21 protein-coding genes are annotated in these 18,749 nt (G+C 57.9%); 9 read left to right on the plus strand and 12 right to left on the minus strand.

The window, feature by feature from the left end; translation table 11 throughout:
• Positions 1-104: 104 nt before the first annotated feature.
• Complete coding sequence (locus JKL46_RS11145) at positions 105-1,079, minus strand: PAN/Apple domain-containing protein (RefSeq protein WP_201832801.1); 975 nt, start codon at positions 1,077-1,079, stop codon at positions 105-107.
• A gap of 7 nt (positions 1,080-1,086) precedes the next feature.
• Complete coding sequence (locus JKL46_RS11150) at positions 1,087-2,685, minus strand: coiled-coil domain-containing protein (protein WP_201832802.1); 1,599 nt, start codon at positions 2,683-2,685, stop codon at positions 1,087-1,089.
• 680 nt (positions 2,686-3,365) lie between these two features.
• On the opposite strand from JKL46_RS11150, the gene JKL46_RS11155 reads away from it, so the two are divergent.
• Complete coding sequence (locus JKL46_RS11155; protein ID WP_201832804.1) at positions 3,366-5,285, plus strand: putative bifunctional diguanylate cyclase/phosphodiesterase; 1,920 nt, start codon at positions 3,366-3,368, stop codon at positions 5,283-5,285.
• 465 nt (positions 5,286-5,750) lie between these two features.
• Here JKL46_RS11155 and JKL46_RS11160 read toward each other — a convergent pair whose 3' ends face one another.
• Entirely contained in the window at positions 5,751-6,110 is a 360-nt protein-coding gene (locus JKL46_RS11160; protein ID WP_201832806.1) for a DUF3572 family protein, read from the minus strand.
• Between the two features lie 262 nt (positions 6,111-6,372).
• Between JKL46_RS11160 and JKL46_RS11165 the strand changes: the two genes are divergently transcribed.
• The gene (locus tag JKL46_RS11165) at positions 6,373-7,503 is read left to right on the plus strand and encodes a hypothetical protein (RefSeq protein WP_201832808.1); all 1,131 of its coding nucleotides are present in this window, start codon (positions 6,373-6,375) and stop codon (positions 7,501-7,503) included.
• A gap of 64 nt (positions 7,504-7,567) precedes the next feature.
• On the opposite strand, the gene JKL46_RS11170 is transcribed toward JKL46_RS11165, so the two are convergent.
• From JKL46_RS11170 to JKL46_RS11180, 3 genes are all read right to left on the minus strand, one after another.
• Positions 7,568-8,017, minus strand: coding sequence for a hypothetical protein (locus JKL46_RS11170; protein ID WP_201832810.1), 450 nt, complete (start codon positions 8,015-8,017; stop codon positions 7,568-7,570).
• A gap of 57 nt (positions 8,018-8,074) precedes the next feature.
• The gene (locus JKL46_RS11175) at positions 8,075-8,407 is read right to left on the minus strand and encodes a single-stranded DNA-binding protein (RefSeq protein WP_201832811.1); all 333 of its coding nucleotides are present in this window, start codon (positions 8,405-8,407) and stop codon (positions 8,075-8,077) included.
• 475 nt (positions 8,408-8,882) lie between these two features.
• Complete coding sequence (locus tag JKL46_RS11180) at positions 8,883-9,302, minus strand: hypothetical protein (RefSeq protein WP_201832812.1); 420 nt, start codon at positions 9,300-9,302, stop codon at positions 8,883-8,885.
• A gap of 236 nt (positions 9,303-9,538) precedes the next feature.
• Here JKL46_RS11180 and JKL46_RS11185 point away from each other — a divergent pair, with 236 nt between their 5' ends.
• The 4 genes from JKL46_RS11185 to JKL46_RS36560 all read left to right on the plus strand — a co-directional run bounded on the left by JKL46_RS11185 (position 9,539) and on the right by JKL46_RS36560 (position 14,162).
• On the plus strand, positions 9,539-9,928 hold the full coding sequence (locus JKL46_RS11185) for a hypothetical protein (RefSeq protein WP_201832813.1): 390 nt from the start codon (positions 9,539-9,541) through the stop codon (positions 9,926-9,928).
• Positions 9,929-10,081: 153 nt separating this feature from the next.
• Positions 10,082-11,905: a YadA-like family protein gene (locus JKL46_RS11190; protein WP_201832814.1), complete on the plus strand. Its 1,824-nt coding sequence runs from the start codon at positions 10,082-10,084 to the stop codon at positions 11,903-11,905.
• 10 nt (positions 11,906-11,915) lie between these two features.
• Positions 11,916-12,761: an invasion associated locus B family protein gene (locus JKL46_RS11195; RefSeq protein ID WP_201832815.1), complete on the plus strand. Its 846-nt coding sequence runs from the start codon at positions 11,916-11,918 to the stop codon at positions 12,759-12,761.
• Between the two features lie 60 nt (positions 12,762-12,821).
• Entirely contained in the window at positions 12,822-14,162 is a 1,341-nt protein-coding gene (locus JKL46_RS36560) for a M10 family metallopeptidase C-terminal domain-containing protein (protein WP_201832816.1), read from the plus strand.
• 83 nt (positions 14,163-14,245) lie between these two features.
• Here the strand turns inward: JKL46_RS36560 and JKL46_RS11205 are convergent, their stop codons facing one another.
• From JKL46_RS11205 to JKL46_RS11230, 6 genes are read right to left on the minus strand one after another with little or no spacing between them, the layout of a single operon-like run.
• A complete protein-coding gene (locus tag JKL46_RS11205) occupies positions 14,246-14,872 on the minus strand; it encodes a hypothetical protein (RefSeq protein ID WP_201832818.1) in 627 nt (208 codons plus the stop codon).
• On the minus strand, positions 14,872-15,450 hold the full coding sequence (locus JKL46_RS11210; RefSeq protein ID WP_201832819.1) for a thermonuclease family protein: 579 nt from the start codon (positions 15,448-15,450) through the stop codon (positions 14,872-14,874). Before JKL46_RS11210 ends, JKL46_RS11205 begins: the two co-directional genes overlap by 1 nt.
• 30 nt (positions 15,451-15,480) lie before the next feature.
• Positions 15,481-16,089, minus strand: a complete 609-nt coding sequence (locus JKL46_RS11215) for an acyltransferase (protein WP_201832820.1) — start codon at positions 16,087-16,089, stop codon at positions 15,481-15,483.
• A complete protein-coding gene (locus JKL46_RS11220; protein ID WP_201832821.1) occupies positions 16,086-16,523 on the minus strand; it encodes a hypothetical protein in 438 nt (145 codons plus the stop codon). Before JKL46_RS11220 ends, JKL46_RS11215 begins: the two co-directional genes overlap by 4 nt.
• Positions 16,524-16,526: 3 nt before the next feature.
• Positions 16,527-16,883 carry a hypothetical protein gene (locus tag JKL46_RS11225; RefSeq protein ID WP_201832822.1) on the minus strand — a complete coding sequence of 119 codons (357 nt, stop codon included), beginning with the start codon at positions 16,881-16,883 and terminating at the stop codon, positions 16,527-16,529.
• A gap of 30 nt (positions 16,884-16,913) precedes the next feature.
• The gene (locus JKL46_RS11230; RefSeq protein WP_246529260.1) at positions 16,914-17,414 is read right to left on the minus strand and encodes a hypothetical protein; all 501 of its coding nucleotides are present in this window, start codon (positions 17,412-17,414) and stop codon (positions 16,914-16,916) included.
• A gap of 180 nt (positions 17,415-17,594) precedes the next feature.
• On the opposite strand from JKL46_RS11230, the gene JKL46_RS11235 reads away from it, so the two are divergent.
• The 3 genes from JKL46_RS11235 to JKL46_RS36280 are packed head-to-tail and all read left to right on the plus strand — an operon-like array spanning position 17,595 to position 18,743.
• Positions 17,595-18,098 (plus strand): lytic transglycosylase domain-containing protein, encoded by a 504-nt coding sequence (locus JKL46_RS11235; protein ID WP_343074045.1) that lies wholly within the window; start codon positions 17,595-17,597, stop codon positions 18,096-18,098.
• A 13-nt stretch (positions 18,099-18,111) separates the two neighbouring features.
• On the plus strand, positions 18,112-18,453 hold the full coding sequence (locus JKL46_RS11240) for a TrbC/VirB2 family protein (RefSeq protein WP_201832824.1): 342 nt from the start codon (positions 18,112-18,114) through the stop codon (positions 18,451-18,453).
• Complete coding sequence (locus tag JKL46_RS36280) at positions 18,453-18,743, plus strand: VirB3 family type IV secretion system protein (RefSeq protein ID WP_343074046.1); 291 nt, start codon at positions 18,453-18,455, stop codon at positions 18,741-18,743. The genes JKL46_RS11240 and JKL46_RS36280 overlap by 1 nt, the downstream gene beginning before the upstream one ends.
• Positions 18,744-18,749 lie beyond the last annotated feature (6 nt).

An 18,749-nucleotide genomic window follows, 5' to 3' on the forward strand; every position in this document is an offset into this window, starting at 1 on the left:
ATCTTTCTTAGAATTGCTGGCCAAAGACTCATCGACCGATCGGTCGTCGGTACATCGGCTGTTGTCCCAACCTCATTCGATCGATGCTCGTGACAATTGTCTACCTAGCGCCATTGAGCATTGAAATTCCCGGCGGTCGGCGCGGTCTTCTTCAGACCCGAGAAAGCCCCGACGAATCGCTGGGCTTCGCCTAGACGGTCCTTCAGGAAACACCATCGGGCAGTCTTGTTATAGGTATAAGCCCTGCACTGCGCGTCGGTTCGGCAAAGGGACGTGCAAAGCTCCAATGAGACTTCTTTTTCGACCCGATAATCTCCACCGGGAATATCGAAGTCATCGGCCACAATAAATTCCTGTTGCGATTGCGGCGGAGGAGGGGAGGGCAAAGAGGGCTGCGGCACTGGTGGAGTTGGCATGGGCCCTTTCGCAGATGCTGGAATTTGGAGATCTGCAACGCTGAACTCCTTGTCAGACCAAGGGCATCTGGAGGCAAGGGCTAAGGCATCGTTGATATCTAACCCGGCATGCTGCATCGTCGCCAGATTTGCGGTCGGCGCAACTGGTTTGGCATTCGGCGATTTTCGGTCTGCTAGTTCTACCTTGACCTCGACCCCATTTACCTTCGTCAAAGTGTAGCACCAAGCCTGGTTCCAGGATGTGTCTGCCTCATTGTCGAAATGATGGCCGACGCTGACGGTCCAATTTCGGCCAAGAAGCTCAACTTGCCGATTGGCAAACTTGGTGAAGTTCGTTGTTATGATGTCAGGCGGTGATGGTGGCGGGTCGGACCTAGCCACTGTAATATCGGGCGGACGCGGAGTCGGGGCCGATGGCTGCGACGCTGGATCAGGTGTGGCCTGAGCTTGGATCGGTGGCTCTCGACCAGCAAGATTCGGATTCCGATCGAGGGCGAACTTGATTCCGAGTCCGATGCCGATTGCCACTAACGCAATTGCTGCTCCGGTAGCGATGCGCCGAATAGCAACGGCTTTATTGGTCTTCTCAAGCGCTTCGGCTTGGGCCTGCAAGGTGGGAATCGAGGCCCGAAGCAGAACCTGCTCGATGGCTTTCTCAAGCAAGGAAGTGTCATGCCGCACTTGCATTGGGGGGGCCCTTAAACTTAACCTGAACCAAGTCGGCGATTTCGGCTGGCAGATCCTGCTGAAGCGTCTTGCGAACAGCATCCGGATCGTCGGTCAGGATCGGTACGTAGAGAACCTCCTTGATGATCTTTTCGACAGGCACCTCTACTCGCTTCTCCACTTCCTTCTCAACCGGGACCTCAACCATCACCTGGACCTTCCGGGTGCGCTTGAACCGCCACCGGATGAGCCAACGGCGCAGATAGTCGGAAAGTGTTCGGGTTCCTCTTGCCTCCCTTACCTCTGCCGAGCGTTGCAGGCCCAGAGCCACGATGGCCGTCAGAGGTCCGGCAAGGGCAGCCAAGGCTGCAAGCGACCCGAACCAAACGACGGAGATGAAGCCGGCTTCCTCCACACTCACCGCCTCCGGATTTTTGCCATACAGCCTGCCTGCAAGGCGCCGGATCTGATCGTTGCGGGATGTGACGACCCGCTCCTTCTCAAGGATGGTAAGCTCATTCTGCAGTTGGGTGGCTCTCACCCGAAGGCGATCTCCTTCAAGGGCGTTCGCGGCCGCCTTCTGCTGAGCGTCCTGCAGTTGAGAAAGGGTTCGATTGCGACGTTCTTGCCATGTTGTCTGGAGGTCGCGGACTTCCTGATCGAGTACGTTCTGGCGCTCGACGAGGCGGCTACGGGTCTGTTTCTCAGCTTCAGTCTCACTGTTTTCCAGAGCAGCCTGTTGCTCTCGCAACATACGCAGATCCCCTTGGAGCCGTTGCTCCTCCAAACCGAAACGCTCCCGGATCGCCGGAACGGGATTTCTCAGTCGCGCCAGTTCTTCCTCCAACCGGCGGACCGTCGCCAGATCACCCTTTTCCCGTGCCGCTTCGATGCGCTTTGTAAAACTCTCTCTCTGCCGCTCAAATGGCTCGAGTTGAACGCGAACTTCATTATCGCGCCGTTCGATGAGTTGTTTGAATTCCGAGTCCTTCGCTGCAAGCTGTCGAGCAAGGGATGCGTACGTCGGGTTTTGCAGTTTTAGATTCTCGATCTGACTTTGAACCCGCTGGATCTCGTCTTGCTTCCGTTGGCTTTCGGCAGCTTCCATCTCGTTCAGTCTATCGACCTCTGCCTTCACGTCGGCGACATGGCTAGCGGCCGCGACGTTGACCAAAGCCTTCTCGGTGCTCTGAAGCTCAATTTGCGCTGCGTTCTTTCGGGCTTGGATTTCCTCGTATTGGATCTGCCGTTGGGTGGATGCACGCTCTAGGCCTAGGAATACGGTTTCGAAGGTGATGAGCGCCAGAAGGCAGAGGGCAATCGCAAGGACCGGCTTCCAGATCCATCTGACCGAGAACAACAGCGTCGCAATCGGAATCTTCGTTAATTCAGCCAGTGCAACCATAAAAAATGGGGCGCTTGCCAACGCAAGGTCCAGACCACTGACCGATAACTCGGTGCCGAGGCTCGCGCTATAGGCCTGATATCCGAGCGCGATACCTGTCGCCAACCCAATCGAGGCGGCGACGATCTCAAGCGCCCAAGCCACACGGTAGGTCCACTGACCATAGACCGCCAGTTTTGCATTAAACGCCGACGCCATTCATGCCCCCCGACCAGAACGGTAATTTCACCATCCGGAAAAAGCTTAGCCTTTTCAAGGGAGTTCTACCGAATACTCAACGCCTAGGGGAAACGCATTAGTAGTTTGGTTAAGCGCTGAGGTGGTAGATTGAACGTACAAGCCCGTGGCGGCGCCTCAAAGAATCATTGGCGAGGCATAAGCAGGTTCCCTAATGTTTGTTATGCGACATGTTATATCAACCTACGATGCCTTGCACTGAGGGACCCTTCCCGCTAGCAACCCAGCGCCAATGGAACATGGTCTCAAGGACTGCATAAATGGGAGCCGCGGAATGGCATCCTGCCACTGGACGACCTTGCCTCAGCACCCAGTGTGAACTTGTTGTCAAAAACTTTCTTATGCGCGATTTTATAGCGTTGCGTGTTCTGCGGGCCTAACGGCTTAGAAGCATCGGAATAGTGGCGGTCTCCCATCTGCTTCACGGCGTAGGCATTAAGCCCGCCGACCGAGTGGGTCTCCGATGCTGGTGCACAACAGTGTTGAACTTCGATAGTGTCCCGTTATGGACGCAATTGCGCAAGCATCCGGAGTATGTCACTGATGCAAAAGAATATCGTCTTGATTGAGTGTCGCTTAAGTCTCTGTTTGCACCCGCTTTTTCTTCGTACAAGCCGGAGCCGATCTGGAGGATGTAACGTTTGTCCCTGCGTGCACTTCAACTGTTGCTTGGCGTCATCATCTGCGGCTTCGTGATTTCTGCAGGGTATGTTTCGACCCTCGTGGTCAAGCGGCAGTATTCGCTCGAGTACGTTTCGCGATATCGCCCATCCTGGGACGCTAGTCAGGCATCAAATGAGTTCATTAGGCTTGAGCAGCGCCTCGCCGAATACGCAGATCCCGGTAGTGATGTCGATGAAAGCGAAATTAGACTGCGCTTTGATATTCTTGCGGACCGCGCCAAGTCGTTCATCCAAAGCGATATCCTGACTGAACCGCTTCGAGGCTACCCGGAATACGTGGCCGCCCTCCTTCAACTCAGTGATATCCTCCGAACAATTGAGCCGCTGATCGATCATATCGATCAGCCAGGCGCAGCCCAGAAGGCTTTGCAGGCCCTAAAGCCGCTCGAAGCGATTTACATCCAAATCGCTTCCGTCGCTCACTCGTACAGTGCAAACACTGTTGCAGCCGAGCAAGAGGGCCTGCTCAGGATGCACTGGAGATTCACCGGCATCGTCGCCGGGCTCATCCTTTTCGGATTTATTCTCCTCGCCCTTCTCCTTCGCCATATTGGCTTGCTCAGTAGAGCGCACAAGAAGCTACGCGTCCTCGCCCACCGCGATCCGCTGACAGGACTCGCTAATCGCGCGCTGTTTCAGGAAACCCTGGAAGGCATCCTGGCAAATCACGAAAGCAATAAAGTTACTCAGGCGGTGCTGCTCCTCGACCTCGACCGTTTCAAAGACGTCAACGACTCGTTTGGGCACGGAATGGGCGATGCCCTTCTCAAGGAAGTCACGACACGCATTAGCCACTGCGTTGCCGAGGGTGACGTCATTGCACGCCTGGGTGGCGACGAGTTTGCGGTTCTTCAAATGCGCGTCACCAACTTGGATGGATGCGCGCGACTTGCGACGCAGATCGTGACTGCTCTTGGTGCCCCTTATTTCATTGACGGGCACGAGATCGTCATCGGAGCCAGTATCGGCATTGCTCTTATCCGAGAGGGAAGGACACCAAGCCAAATCCTTCAGTTCGCGGACCTCGCCCTATACCGCGCCAAGGCGGTCGGACGCGGTACCTACCAGTTTTTCGCTTCGGAGATGGACGAGCAGCTACAGGCCCGTCGCCAACTGGAGCTCGACTTGCGCAAGGCGATCAGCAATGACGAACTGATGCTCGCGTATCAGCCGATCGTAAATCTCGAAGCCTATGAAATCTGCGGGTTCGAGGCCCTCCTGCGCTGGAATCACCCCGAGAAAGGACTTATCGCGCCGGGCGACTTCATTCCGCTCGCCGAAGAAACCGGGCTGATCGCCAGCCTCGGTCGGTGGGTCCTTCAGCAGGCCTGCAGCGAAGCCGCCAACTGGCCAGCCCACATCCGCGTTGCCGTCAATCTGTCGCCCGTGCAGTTCCGATCCGGCAATCTCGCCCAGCAGGTGATCACAGCCCTCGATGCCTCCGGTCTTTCTCCAAGCCGCCTGGAGCTGGAGATCACAGAGTCGGTGCTGCTCCAAGATAATGACGCGACGCTCGCTACGCTTCACCAACTTAGGAGCATGGGCATCGGCATCGCTTTGGACGATTTCGGTACTGGCTACTCGTCCCTGAGCTATCTGCGCCGGTTCCCCTTCGACAAGATCAAGGTCGATCAACTGTTCGTTCGTGACCTCCCTGACGAGGGCGATGCAGCTGTGATCGTTGAATCGATCATCAGGCTCGGAGCGAGCCTTAATATGACTACTACTGCCGAGGGCGTTGAGACTGAAGAACAGCTCGTTCGGCTCCGCGCTGCCGGGTGCATCCAAGCTCAGGGCTTTTTCTTCGCTAAACCAAAGCCCGCCCGGGAGTTGAGTTACAGTTTGGAGAGCAGCCCGGGACTTGAGCGGGCGGCCTGAGCCTTCCGCTTCCGTGGTCGGTTGCGGGTTTCTCGTGTTCCGCTGGAGTGAAGCCCCGAAAGATGGTCGTGCCGGCAACGGGAGTCGCCGTAGGTTCGATGATATGCGATATGCAAGGTCCATTAGCTCGATCGAAAACAGATTGGTCGGAATCGGCCCTTTGCCATGTGAATGGACGCGACTTGAACGCGAGAATCGTGCTTAAGGTTTATGCCCGTCAACTCATTGACCAGTCTATCGTAGGTGCTTCTGCAGCCGTCCCGACACCATTTGATCGATGTTCACAGTGAGGCCAAAGCACGCAAGCGAACTTCGGTTGCAACACGAGACCTTTTCTTGAGTTGCACCGAAACCATCGTCAGGCTGAGCATGATCTCGATTGAAAGCTGGCACTCCAATCGTGGCTTTCTGGAACAAGAGGCCTCCTCATCACCCTCGCAACGGCAGATGGGGCGGCCTCGTCCGTCAACGGAACAGATTTCGCCGCGGTAGTTGGGACGCTGGATCAAATTTCTTGTCCGGCGAACTATTCTCGGATTCCTGCGACAGGAGCGTGATGGCCAACAGGATCCCGGCTGGCCGGATTTGCATCTCCCGATCGATTGCCTTCAAAAGTTCATCGTCTTTCGCTACGTATTCAAGGACGCCCAGCAGGAAATGCGATGATGCCGCCGACTTACGGATCGTCTCGGGCTGAAGGCCGGTGACGTTCAGAAATTGAATGATCCGATCAACGTCTATGACGATGAAATTCAAGACTTGGATAGCAATACTCTCGGCATCGCCTCGGCCGGTGATAACCCTGCCTTGGAATGTCTCGGTCATGTCAGCGTCCGCCATATCTATATCAGTCGGCGCAAAAGTATTCGATGTCGACCCTCCTGTGACAATAGGGGTTTTGGGTCATCTTGGAAGCGTGCCCATTCTGGGCTCACCATAGATGGAGCAGCCCCAAACCACCCAGTTGGCATTTGGCGGGACAGATGCTACTTCCGTGCCGATTCCTACAGTTTTCTTTTCCGGGCATAGAGATCAGCATACCGCGCTCTCCGCCTGAAGATCTTTTCTAACGATCAGGATTACCTCGATGCCTGGCATCGCACGTCAGTTCGAACCCCAGATTACCCGTAGTGGTGGCGCGCCCTCCAAGTACCGCTTTACCGTCCGCTGCTCGGATTGTGGCAACATCGACGCTTATGAGGCCTCCAGGCCCGCCAGCCATGACGCCGTCAGGGCCTACTTCAAGGATCGTGGCTGGCTGCTCGGCCGGGCTGCATCCTTCGACCTGTGCCCGACCTGTCTCGCCCGGCCGCGCCATGCCCAGAACATGCAACCCGCAAGCCAGCCTCGCGAGACCAAAGCTTTGGACAAACGGCACCGGGACACAGCCGACATCCTGGCCCGCCACATGGGCAAGCCGGAGGAGTTGGCAGCCGAAATCTTCCGGCCCAAGGAAGCCAAGCCCCTTCAGGCCTCCGCTCCGAAGGCGCCGGTGCCAGCCCAGGTGATGCCAGCCCTTTCGCCCGAGGTCGAACAGACCCTCTCCGGCATGGCGGCTGATCTAAGAGGCCTGCGCTCGGCCGTGGAACTCATGGCTGATCAGGTGAGCCAGCTGGTCGCGCTGGGCGGCCGCCAGATCGAGACATTTGCACACCTGACCCCAGTTCTGACCCAGTCGGCCGGGGGTATTTCGGACGGCCTTCGGCAAGTGGCCCGGGCCGTCCAATCGATTCCGCAATTGCCGCAGCCTGTGCCGGACCAGCTTCCTGTCGCGGAGGCTGACGCCGATATCTCTCAACAGCCGCCCGACGCTGCCGACCCGGTACAACTCTCAGAAGTGGAAGCGCCTGAGCCACCCCGGCGGGCCCGGGGTCGGCGGAAGGCCAAGGACGAGACAGGTCCAAGCGCGCCCGCCAATGTCGTGGTAAAGTCCATTGCGGATGCCAACGGCAAAGACCGGTTCTACACCTCGATCCGCCTGCCACGTGAGCTGTGGGACAGCGCCGGGTTTGGGCCCACCGATCGCCTGTTGCTCGACTGGAGCGGCAGGGCTCTTAGCATTCAGCGAGCAGCCGAGGGCGGTGTGAAGCCGAAGGCGATCGGTGGCACGTCTGTGGTGCTTCAGTCCTGGAAACTGGGAAACCTGAATTTCGACCAGCCGAAGGTGACGAACGGGGAGGGATCGCTTCGCCTAACCGCACGGCCATCAGGCACGTAACCCGGGTTTCCGCGATCATTCAACGCTGTCGATAAGGAGTGGCTCTCGGCCCTCCATGGTCCACTCAGGGCAGGGCAGACGAGACCCTACAAGCGATCGCGCGCATGGCCTCAGCCTGAGCGGCGTGTCCGGTGTCCCAAAGCTTCTGCGCGGCGTCATCCAGGATCGACGGGAGGACACTCACTGATACGTGGCGGACCGACACCCGGCGTGGAGCACTCGTCTTCACTGGATTGTAACGCCGCGGTGACTGGCTGCGCTCGAGCGCCGCTTCAATCGCAGAGCGGAGAGAGAGGGTCGTGCGGATCGTCATGTGGAAGGCAGTGAGCGTCGTTGCAAGAGTCGGCGCGGCAATAGCGTCTGTCTCTTCCAGCTCGGTGGCCGCATGCTGAAGGTCCAGGATGAAAGAGCCAAGGCCGAAAAGAACCGCGCGCCACTCGACGGGCAGCAGGCGCATTTCGAGCGCGATCGTACGCGGCACACTGCGCCGGACTTCCGCGGTTTGGCTTGACACTAAAGCCTCCATTTAGCGGTGAACGGGGCGGGGACGGAAAGCCCCACCCTGAAGGCGTTAGCCCTCGTCGCGGGTGCTGGACGCTCGGGCGAGACGGGAGAAGGTGTCGCAGATCAGATCGACGGTATAGACCGTCTCGCCATTCTTTTCAAAGCTGCCCTGACGGATGCGGCCCTCGGCCTGGACCAGATCGCCGGTCCCGACATGTTCTGCGATGTAACCCTGCGTCCGATCGCTGAAGATTGTTACGGTGTTGTAGTGCGGATCATCCTTCCACTCGGTGCCATCCTTCACCTGGTAATTGGCGGCAATAGTGAGTTTCAGAGCCTTGCCGACGTGGGCACTGCGGACAACCTGACCGCGGACTTCGAACCTAGCGACGTTTCTCATAGTCTTTCTCCTAGTTGGGCTTAAGCACCGCAAGACGCCATTGCAGCATCTCGGATCTGACGGCACCTGCACGTGGATGCTTCGCTGCAATCGTGCCTTCGATCTTCGCGGAGAAAGGGTACACGGATCTCAGTGCAGTCTAGACGTGAGAGCAGCCCCCCGTCTAGAAACGACGGAGCATCGATGAAGAACACCGACAACGATGTTCGTCGACGGTTGAAATGTAAGCCTGCCAGTTGCCGAAGATGCTGGGTCACCTGACCGGCGGCCGGTCCAGCCGCACGCTCTTTGTACTGTAGGATAACCATTGTCTGATCGTCATACGCTTCGCGGACATCTTCCATGCTTAGAGCTCGAACTAGACGCATAAGGGAAATTACGAAAGTCCGAGGTGACCACGTTCAACAGCTTAATTGTGAATTTCACCCATCGCTCTCAAATCGAGCTGAGACAGGTCACTTGGCAAGTGAAAAGCTTAAGCTGGAGTTCGCTGTTTGCGTCGGAGCTTGCCAGTGCTGCGGCTTGGGTCTTGACCGCGCGGCTCGGCCTTTGACTTTGAGGCGGACGAACCATGAGGATCGTGGCGAGGCAGATTGCGCTCTCCGGAAACCTCGAAGGGCGGAAGCGGCGTTCCAGCGGCTAGGATCCCTTTCACAGCTTCTCCGAGAAGATCATCCGGCAATGCTGGATGATACTCCCACGCACGGCCTCGGCCGTGGCTTGCGGTCACGAGCCTGCGCTTAATCAAGCCAAGGCTCTCAAGACGCTCCGCAATCCTGATGATCGCCGTTGAGGTCATCTTCGTGAGTGTTTTCAAGCGCGCGGTGGTGATCGGATCTCGCGAATCTGAGTACTCGTAAATTATCCACAGGATTCCAAGGTGCTGCACGGCCATGGCCCCAGACTCTTGCTCAAGAAGGTCTGCCAATACAATCCGAATGATGGCCCTCCGAACGAACGATAGGGATTCGCCCTGAAATTGTAATTTTGGCCCTTGCCCCACCTTTTATTTCCCCCTAGAGCGACGTTCAGGTTTATTAACGGTTCACGTCGATACGAATCCATGCGCGCTCTACATGAGTTGAGCGCGGGAGTAGTAGCGCATTGATTTCCCCCTGTCTTCAGGGGCGAATGCCTGTCGTCCTGAAAACCAAAGCCTTTCACAGTTCAATCGTTCTCAGGCGACGCATGATCATGAATACTAAGGCAGAGCGCCTCCCGGCACAGCGCCCGGATTCCATCAGTGTAATGAACTCCCTCGGCATCGAGGCCGAGCTCGCCAAAGCCACAAATGCCGGGATGGCCCTGTCAGTCGGTGATCCCGATACGCAAGCTGTCTTCTGCCGGCTGCTTTGGGCGCTTGGTAGTAGCGCTCCCTTCCAGCAGGTTGAGGAGATTGCAGATGAGTGGCGTCAGAAAGTGGAAGGCAGCCTTGCAGTTACCGACTCGGCTGGCTTGCACGGCATAATCACTGACATTCTCGTCGGAATGCAGGCCTACGTTCCAGCGCGTCAGCACTGACGGTTTAGCAGCCTGCATTTTCCTTGCAGATTGCGCGTTACGTAAAGCTATGCCCGCATAGCTCCCCCCAAGTGACCCTTTCCTCATGGCGGTCTAGTCTCTATGTCCCTTCACTTTCCTCCCCGCTCCAGCGCGGCGCTTTCGGCGTCTGCGATGAAGTCGTTTTACATTCGCGCGCGAACTGCGGCTGTTGGCCTCGCCGCGCTCGGTCTCGTAGCCCCGAATGCGGCCTACGCTGCTCCGACTGTTACTGGCACGCAAGGCTGCGTGATCAAGCCGGGCGCAACGACATACACTCCAGCGAGCGGTGGAACGTCCGGCGAGGATGCAGGCAACACAACAAACGCGCCGATTGGCTGTGCTGGCGCCCAAGGTTCGAGCCTGACTACTCAGGGCAACTTCGCAGATACGAACTCTGTGAATAATGCAATTACCAACCTGCAGAACCAGATTAACAATATCAATGGCCAAATGAACGAGGATACGCCCGTTGTATCGGACGGTTCTACCATCCAAGGCAATGGCACAGCTGGATCTCCTCTTAGGCTCAATCCTGCGATCACCAACCAGATCAACAATCATGAGGTCCGATTAGGGGGCGTCGAGGCGGTGAACAACGCCCAAACTACTCGACTCGATAATGTTGAGGCGAGGAACGCCACGCAAGACACTCGGCTGACCAATACCGAGACGAAAAACACGGCTCAAGACACCCGGCTTGATGCCGTCGAGCAGAGAAACGTCATTCAAGACGACCGCATTGATGCGATCGAGTCCGTCAATGGCACTCAGAACCAGACTCTAGCGAACCACGAGACTAGAATTGGCGGCCTCGAGACAACCGTTGCCTCACACGGCACGCGGTTGGATGCGGCTGAAACTGTGCTTGCGGACCATTCTTCGCAACTCTCAAATCACACTTCGCAGCTTACTGATCATGCAACACAATTGGCAGATCACGGTTCCCGCCTAGGGACAGTTGAGACGAAGGTTGCCGGTCTGACCGTGACTGTCGATCAGCACTCGACGTGGATCAACAATGTGAATGCCGGTAAGGGCATTACGAACTTCCGCACCAACAGCAACGGCCCGGATGCGCAAGCGACCGGCGACAAGACCGTTTCAGTGGGGGCGGGATCGGTGGCCTCGCATACTAATTCGGTTGCTCTCGGTGACGGCTCCACAACGGATCGAGAGAACTCCGTTTCTGTCGGTACGGCTGGCGGCGAGCGGCAGATTACCAATGTGGCGGCTGGCACAGAGAACACGGACGCGGCGAACGTGGCCCAACTGCGCGCCTTGGCGGCCGCTCTCGGTGGCGGTGCTGCGGTCGGGGCAGGCAGCAACGGCCAGACGATCAACGGGCGTTCTTCTGGCGCGGCGGAAGGAGGCTCGGCGTCGGATGGCGGCGCTGTCTTAATGCCAACCTATAAGGTTCAAGATCGTGAGTACCGGAACGTCGGCGGGGCAATTGCCGCCCTCGACGACAGCACAATTAAGTACAACCGCAATGAAGATGGCTCGAAGAGCAATCGGATCACTTTGAGCGGCGGCGACAAGCGCAAGCCGGTCCAGATCAGCAATGTGGCGGACGGCGTGAAGGACTTCGACGCCGTGAATGTGGGCCAACTCAAGGCCGCTGCCGGGGGAGGGAAGACCTACACCGATACCCGTATCGACGTCATGAAAGAGTATGTCGATCGCCGCTTTAGCGCGCTCTCCGGCGAGATCGGAGAGGTCCGCAAAGAGGCTAGGGCGGCGGCGGCTGTCGGCCTTGCAACGGCCTCCCTCCGGTACGATCCGCGTCCCGGCAAGGTGAGTTTTGCTGGCGGCGCTGGTCATTGGCGCGGCTCAACCGGCATGGCGATGGGTGTTGGCTGGAACAGCGAAGACGGTGTTGCTCGCTACAATATCTCTGCAAGCACGGCTGACGGCGGATGGGGCGTGGCGGGCGGAATGTCCTTCACTCTGAACTAAGGGGCTGACTATGAAAGACAACTCAACAATCAAGTTTGCCGGGCTCCTGGCGGTTGCTGCCGTTGGCTCCCTTGCCCTGCTCCGATCGGCGGCAATGGCTCAACAGCCGCTCGTTCCTCCGGTTGCGCCAAAGACGGAAGCACCCCCGGCGCAAACGCCTGCTTCGGTCCAGCCTGCTCCAACACAAGCGGCGGCTCCTGCTCCTCAAGCCGCCGCGCCTGCAATGGCGCGGCTGGCACTGACGAGCGTCGTCGTTCCCGGTGAACCGGTGAGTGATGGCGATTATGTCTCCTCGTCGCGCTACTACGGCGATTGGCGGCTGGCTTGTGATGAAATCGAGTCCCGCAATCGCCGCGTCTGCCGGTTGGAACAGGAACTTAGGCTTGGGGGCAGGTGGGCTCTGACTTGGAAGCTAGTCGAGTCCTCGCAAAAGAAGCCGTTCTTCCTTGTTTCCTTCCCGGCTGCAGCAAATCCGGCAAGCAAAGTCCAACTGGTGATCGGCGGCTTCATCCGTGAGTTCGGCAAGGATGAGTGGGCCTGCTCAGGCGCAACTTGTGAACTTTACATCCCTGCCGACACGACTGCGCAACAGTTGATCCTGGGTGCCAACAACATACGGTTCCGTTACACCCTCGGTACCGAAACAATCGATCTTGCGGCGTCCATGAAGGGCTTCATGACCGCACTTGATACGCTGGTGGATGAGCCCTCAGCCATTCAACCCGCTTCAACGCCTGCGGTGGCAAAGCCGGTCAAGCCGGAGCGGAAGAAGGTAGTGAGCCGTCAATTTGAGACGATCCGGCGCACGAATGATCCCATGCCGGATGCTCTCAAAAAGATCTACGGGGTCAACTGATCGGCAAGCGTTCTAGCATTAGAACGCTACTATCCTGGGCGAAAGACTGAAGGGCAAGACGTGGCGACTCCGACAGGCAACACCGTTCCGATCACTTACTTTTATGATGACTACCCGCCGATTGGTAACGCTAAATCATTGCTCAGCGGAACAAAGTGGGGAGGGGACATTGGGAAAGGCGTTACGCTCACATGGAGCTTAGCCCGGCCTGGGATCTCGACATACACCTACGCAAAGCGCGATGTGCAAGCCTTCGATCAGGCGGAGGTTGCCGCGATCAGGAAGGCCCTTAAGAAGTGGTCGGACGTTGCGGCAATCAAATTTGCGCAGGTGACGGAAACGAGCAGCAAGGTTGGAGAGCTTCGATTTGTGGAAAGCACAAGCGTCGGAACTGCTGCGGCCTTCTTGCCCTCTGAGGCCCCGAGCGCCGGAGATGTTTGGGTTAATCCGAGCACCAGCATAGTGGGTGATCCGCACAACTTTGGTCCTAAGGCAATCATGCATGAAATTGGGCATGCGCTTGGGCTAAAGCACCCGTTCGGCTCTGGTGGTGGCGGAAAGAGTGCCATGAAGTACGATAGCCTGCTCTACTCTGCCATGGCCTACAACGCTGTGGGGGCAAACGACAAGAACATCCCCGACTTCTACCCTGAAACACCAATGTATAACGATCTGGTGGCAATTCAGGCGCTCTACGGTCGCAACAAAAAGCACAATTCTGGCAACAACACCTTTATCTTCGAGGAAGGCCACAAATACTGGCAGGCGATTGATGACGCTGGCGGCACCGACACCATCAAATACGTCGGAACATTGGGCGTTACTGTAGACCTGCGGGAAGGAAAGTTCAGTACCGTGAGCGCGCCGATTTCCTGGGCGATGGACAAGTACCTCAATGGCACGGTCACAATTGGTCCGAAGAGCATCATCGAGAAAGCGATTGGCGGCGACGGAAATGATACGTTGATCGGCAACGATGCCAAGAACGCGCTGCAAGGTGGCCTCGGCAATGACAACCTGAACGGCGGCAAGGGCGATGACCGGCTTTATGGCAGCGCTGGCTCGGATGTTCTGACGGGCGGCTCGGGTAAGGATGCTTTCGTATTCGACACGGCTCCTGTGAGCGGTGAAGTAGACCGGGTTACGGATTTTAGCGTCAAGGATGACACGTTCTGGCTGAGCCGGTGGGCCTTCGGTTCCCTGTCCAGCAAGGGCACTCCGGCCAAGAGCTTCTTCAAGGTGGGATCTGCGGCCGCGGACGGAAACGATTTCATCATCTATAACAAGGGAACCGGCCTGCTGTCATATGACGCCGACGGCGCCGGGGCAGGGGAGGCGATTGCTTTTGCTCAACTCAAGTCGGGCTTGGCGCTCACCTACAAGGATTTCCTCGTGATCTGATACGGAAAAGGACCGGTCTGTGACAACGGACCGGCCTTCTTCTTCTCAGCCTATGTGCGGCTGCGGGGCCGTTAGGGGAAACCTTACCGGCCCGTCTTTATAAGGGCCTCAATTCCTTCTATCGGCTCGCCGGTCTCGGCAATGTGCGCCTCGTTGAACTGTTCAAGCGCATTGTCCGCAATCATCAGCAGTTTGGCCGACTTGGCTCCCCTATGGCCTGGGGCGTGCTTGCGGGTGATGATTCCGCGTTCCACGAGCTGCTTCGACAGGAGGTCCATCTGAGACCGGAACGCGCCAGTTAACTCGGCCATTTCGGTAGCGGTCGGTGTCAGTCCTCGGGCGTTCTGCGCGGCTACGATCTGCACGAAAGCTAATTGCCGAAGGCGGAACGCGCCGTTCTCGCCGGGGAACCGGCTCGCCAGGATGGCTTGCAACAGGGCCTCGGCGGGAACCTCCAGGCTCGGGATGATCGGAGATCCGGCCAGTTCATCCTTGGCCTCATCCGCTCCCTTGCCGTCGATCACCTCGACCGCGAAGTCTAACAACCGTCCGATCGTCACGGGAAGCCGCTCGTTGCGCATCTCCGCGATGGCAACCACGCGGTCATAGGTGGCTTCTCCGACGTAGGCCTTGGTCTCTCTCAAATTCGCGGGCAGGAGCGCCTTCTGAGCCTTGCGCCACTTCGCATGATATTTTGTCCGCGTGTTCATCACTTCCGGGCCACTGACTGAAAGAGCAAGGTATTCGGGTGGGGCAGGTCGGACGCGGCCCATAGTCCGCGCTTTGCCTGCTTGGCCGTCAACTCTGCCACGAGATAGGGCATGTAAACAGGCATTGCGTCGTTTGAGAATGAGGCAAATGCGAAACCCTGGGAAACCAGAATGGTCCCAAGGTCGAGGGTCTGTCCTCCGACTCGGGCCATGCAAACGACAATGATTGTCGCCGGCGCCCCGGCGATCTGCGCAACCGGGACACAGGAGGGGGAGGTGTCACGGATCACGGCGGCTAGGTAGGACAAGGACGCCTTGCCGCAATCGACGGTTCCCCCGGCCTGATTTGTGAATGTTGTCCCTCGGATGCAGGCCTGGACCCCGTAGAGGCGCATCCTCTGGCCGTTCTGCTGCCAGGTGTCGCCGGTCTCGAAGGTCACGCTTTCCTTGGGGATGCTGAAGGCCGGTTGTGCCTGGGCCGGAGCTTGCGCGACGGCCGGAGGAGGGGAGGCGAGGGCCAAAGCCCCGAGGAGCAACGCCGCGGGGGTATGGCCCCCGCGCGGGTGGGTTCTGGTCATGATCTCTCTCCGTGCCGGTGATGGGGACGCCTAGCAGTCGTAGCCGTCATTGGTGTTGGTGATGCACGCCACACTAAAGCCGGAGCCCGAAATCAGGTACTTGCAAACACTAGTTCCCGCGCCGTCCTTGGTTCCGGCGGCGTCACAATTGAATCCGGCCTTCACGAAGTTATCCAGCTTGCCGCCCTTGGCGCATCCGAACTGACAGGATTTCAGGATTGAGGACTGCGTAAGGGTCGCACATTCACCCCGATAGCAGACCCGCTGTCCGACCGCCGAGGTCAGGCCGTTTCTTTGCGCGAGTCTCCATTGATCGTTCTGGTAGCTCATCCAGGCCGCGACCTGCGCCTTCGGGTCGTCCAAGAACTGGCCGGGTGTCCCGTCGTAATACCGGCTTAGTGTGTCGCTCGAACCGCCTACGCAGAACTGGAATGCACCATAGCAGGTGGTGCCGTTGATCGTCTTGGACACTGAGCCGAAATTACCTTCGCTACCGCTCACGTTCGCCGCATAGTCTGCGCAATCGGCGGACATTCCAGTGTTCATAAGGCTGAGGGCGGTTTCCCCGGCCTGCGCCACACTGGCAGTCAGCAAGAGAAGAGACCCGACGAGCCGGATGAAAGGATGCCGGATGCTCATTCGGTCGGCCCAACCTTCTGCGTCTCAACTCCCTCGTAGGTATCAACAAAGAGCTTCGAGTAATCCATAGAGAGGGTAGCGGTGCCATTGCCACCGAGATACCCCCGCGACATGCGGGTAAGCTGGCCGTTCTTCTTGAGCGCGAGGATGTACGGGCAGTCGCTTTGCATGTTGCAACCGCCATTCTGAACGCTCAGGATCCATTCGCCCGAGGGCAGGGACATCCTAGCCGTCGATAGGTTTGGATATTCCTTGCGGATGCCCGAAGGTTCAAGCTCATCGTCGGGCCAGATCCCGTCAGGGTCCTTCGACACATTCTTATAGGTCAGGGCTGGTTTGAACTTGTAACCGGTCGGCGCGCTTTGCTGTGCGAACGTCGGGGGGGCACAAGCCACAGTAAGAGCCGCTATCAGGGTAAATTGTGAAAACCGCATGGTTCAGCCCTCTTTGATGAGATTGACGATCCGCCATGCGAGGCGGATCAGACGATAGACGCCATAGGCCAGGGCAAGCGCCGTCAGGCCGGAAACCACAATGGTATACGTCGAGCTGTTACCCATCCATTTGACCGGCCACTTCGGGTCAAACAGGTGGATGATGAAGTCGAGGATATAGAACACAGTGTAGAAGATCGGCCCGATGTACCCCCAGCCGAGTACAAGCAGCAAAGCGATCATGAGAAGGGCTACAACGAGATATCCAAAAAAGCCCATCTGAGGATCAATTGAGTTTGGTGCGTCGTCGTAATACGGCGAGTGCGGATTGTATCGAGAATAGTCGTCGTACTCGGACACCGCCGAAGCTCCTCATGATGCGGACCCGTTCTAGTCCGCCCCGTTGAGGTTGAACCAAAACCGTTTCGTCTGCCCGCCATATGCCAGATCGACATAATAGGGCTTGTCTCTTCCTATCCGCCGCTCAAGCGCATTGGGATCAATACAGGCGTGACCGGACTCGCAGTTGAGTTCCTTAAAGCGAGGATCGTCCTCGACAACAAGAGCCGTGCATTGTTCCCCCTGCTCATCGGTGATCAGGTGGCCCTCGTCGTTCTGCCGAACGCTCACCTTGCCGGGCGCACAAGGCTCATAAGGCTCATAGCCGGGCGCGCTCGCATTGCCCTCTGAACAGACCGGCCACGGCTTTCCCATGGCAAGCTGCTTGAACAGCTGCTGCATGAACGGAACGCAATAGGGAATGCCGGTCCATGACGGCGTAGAGGCTGCCGCGCAAAGCAAGACTTTGCAGCCAAAAGAGGCGTCCTGGGCCACAGCGGGAGACGCCGCAGAACCCAATAAAATCAACGCCATTTGTGCAGGTTTTCTCATAAAAACATTTCCATGTCTCTTCTGCTCATGCTAATAACGCAATAATTATGGGATAGCAAGGAGGCGCGGATGCGCTCGGCTCTCGTAGCCACCCTTCTGATAGCGGCCGGATCGGCTCACGCGACCATGAACGGGACGCCTGAGACGGTGCCAATGTGCGAGCCGGTGGAAGCTGGCCTAGTGCGCAGGCTGGTTGAGGAAGAGGCGAATAAGCAGGGCGTGGATGCGAAACTCGCCCTCGCGATTGTCGAACAGGAATCCGCCGATGGAGCGCGGGTTAATTCAGACAAGAACGCGCGGGGGCCGATGCAGCTAATCCCCGGCACGGCTGCCATGTATAAGGTCAAGGACATCTGCGACCCTGCCGAAAACATTCGCGGCGGCGTGGCCTTCCTCAAGGATCTCGCCGCTGAGTTCGGCGGCAACGTCTTCCTGATCCTGTCTGCCTATAACGCCGGTCCTGGGCGCGTGTACGACGCGAAAGGCGTTCCCCCGATTTCCGAGACTGTGCGCTACGTCGCGACGGTCGCCAACTCTTACTACGGTTTCGACAACTCCTTGAAGGGCGGTAGCCGCTCGGGAGCCAGTCGGAAAAGAGCGACGGCTGCACAAGAGCCCGACGCATCACGCACTGACGCCTCCGGTCAAAAGTGGATCGGCGGCTCGGTTCTTTATGTTGACTGAGGACTAAGCCCCAATGAACAAGACCCATAGATACGTGCCAGGCCTGACGACCCTCGGGCTCGTCGCGGCGGTCGCCCTGATCGGCACTTTCGCAAGCATTGACCCGGCCTTTGCGCAACCGGCTGCTGGCGGGGCCTTCCAGCCTATCGAGACAGCCTTTGGTCAAATCCTGTCGTTCCTGACTGGAACCTTTGCGACCACGGCTGCGACCATTGCCGTTGCGGTGGCTGGCTACCTTGCTCTGACATCCCGCATTCCCTGGATGATGTGCTTCTCGATCGTCGTCGCAATCGCCTTCATCTTCGGCTCGGCGCAGATCGTCAGCACCCTTTCGGGCGGCCTCGGGGGCGGCTAGTGGACGACGTAAAGCCCCATCTCGATCATCTTGTTGGCGGCCTCACAAGGCCGCCAATGATGCTTGGCATTCCATACGTCCTTTTCGTCTTGGAGTTCTGCCTTGTCGTCCTGATCTTCATCAACACCAAGAACCTCCTCATGTTCTTGCTGGTGATCCCGGTTCACGCCGTCGCCTACCTGCTGACGGTTCGGGACGCGCGATTTGTAGACATCATTCTCGTTCGCTTCGGGCGCTGCCCGTTCACCCGCAACCGCTCCTTTTGGGGCGGCGACTCCTATACGCCTTAAGTGAGA

The sequence above is a fragment of the Microvirga zambiensis WSM3693 genome (genome assembly GCF_016735695.1).
Classification (GTDB): domain Bacteria; phylum Pseudomonadota; class Alphaproteobacteria; order Rhizobiales; family Beijerinckiaceae; genus Microvirga; species Microvirga zambiensis.

Coding starts and splice junctions, on each gene's coding strand:
- JKL46_RS11165 (WP_201832808.1), top strand. CDS start 6,373: ATGCCTGGCATCGCACGTCAGTTCGAACCCCAGATTACCCGTAGTGGT.
- JKL46_RS11210 (WP_201832819.1), bottom strand. CDS start 15,450: ATGACCAGAACCCACCCGCGCGGGGGCCATACCCCCGCGGCGTTGCTC.
- JKL46_RS11230 (WP_246529260.1), bottom strand. CDS start 17,414: ATGAGAAAACCTGCACAAATGGCGTTGATTTTATTGGGTTCTGCGGCG.
- JKL46_RS11180 (WP_201832812.1), bottom strand. CDS start 9,302: ATGGCCGTGCAGCACCTTGGAATCCTGTGGATAATTTACGAGTACTCA.
- JKL46_RS11185 (WP_201832813.1), top strand. CDS start 9,539: ATGCCTGTCGTCCTGAAAACCAAAGCCTTTCACAGTTCAATCGTTCTC.
- JKL46_RS11150 (WP_201832802.1), bottom strand. CDS start 2,685: ATGGCGTCGGCGTTTAATGCAAAACTGGCGGTCTATGGTCAGTGGACC.
- JKL46_RS11240 (WP_201832824.1), top strand. CDS start 18,112: ATGAACAAGACCCATAGATACGTGCCAGGCCTGACGACCCTCGGGCTC.
- JKL46_RS11175 (WP_201832811.1), bottom strand. CDS start 8,407: ATGAGAAACGTCGCTAGGTTCGAAGTCCGCGGTCAGGTTGTCCGCAGT.
- JKL46_RS11195 (WP_201832815.1), top strand. CDS start 11,916: ATGAAAGACAACTCAACAATCAAGTTTGCCGGGCTCCTGGCGGTTGCT.
- JKL46_RS11190 (WP_201832814.1), top strand. CDS start 10,082: ATGAAGTCGTTTTACATTCGCGCGCGAACTGCGGCTGTTGGCCTCGCC.
- JKL46_RS11215 (WP_201832820.1), bottom strand. CDS start 16,089: ATGAGCATCCGGCATCCTTTCATCCGGCTCGTCGGGTCTCTTCTCTTG.
- JKL46_RS11160 (WP_201832806.1), bottom strand. CDS start 6,110: ATGACCGAGACATTCCAAGGCAGGGTTATCACCGGCCGAGGCGATGCC.
- JKL46_RS11205 (WP_201832818.1), bottom strand. CDS start 14,872: ATGAACACGCGGACAAAATATCATGCGAAGTGGCGCAAGGCTCAGAAG.
- JKL46_RS11220 (WP_201832821.1), bottom strand. CDS start 16,523: ATGCGGTTTTCACAATTTACCCTGATAGCGGCTCTTACTGTGGCTTGT.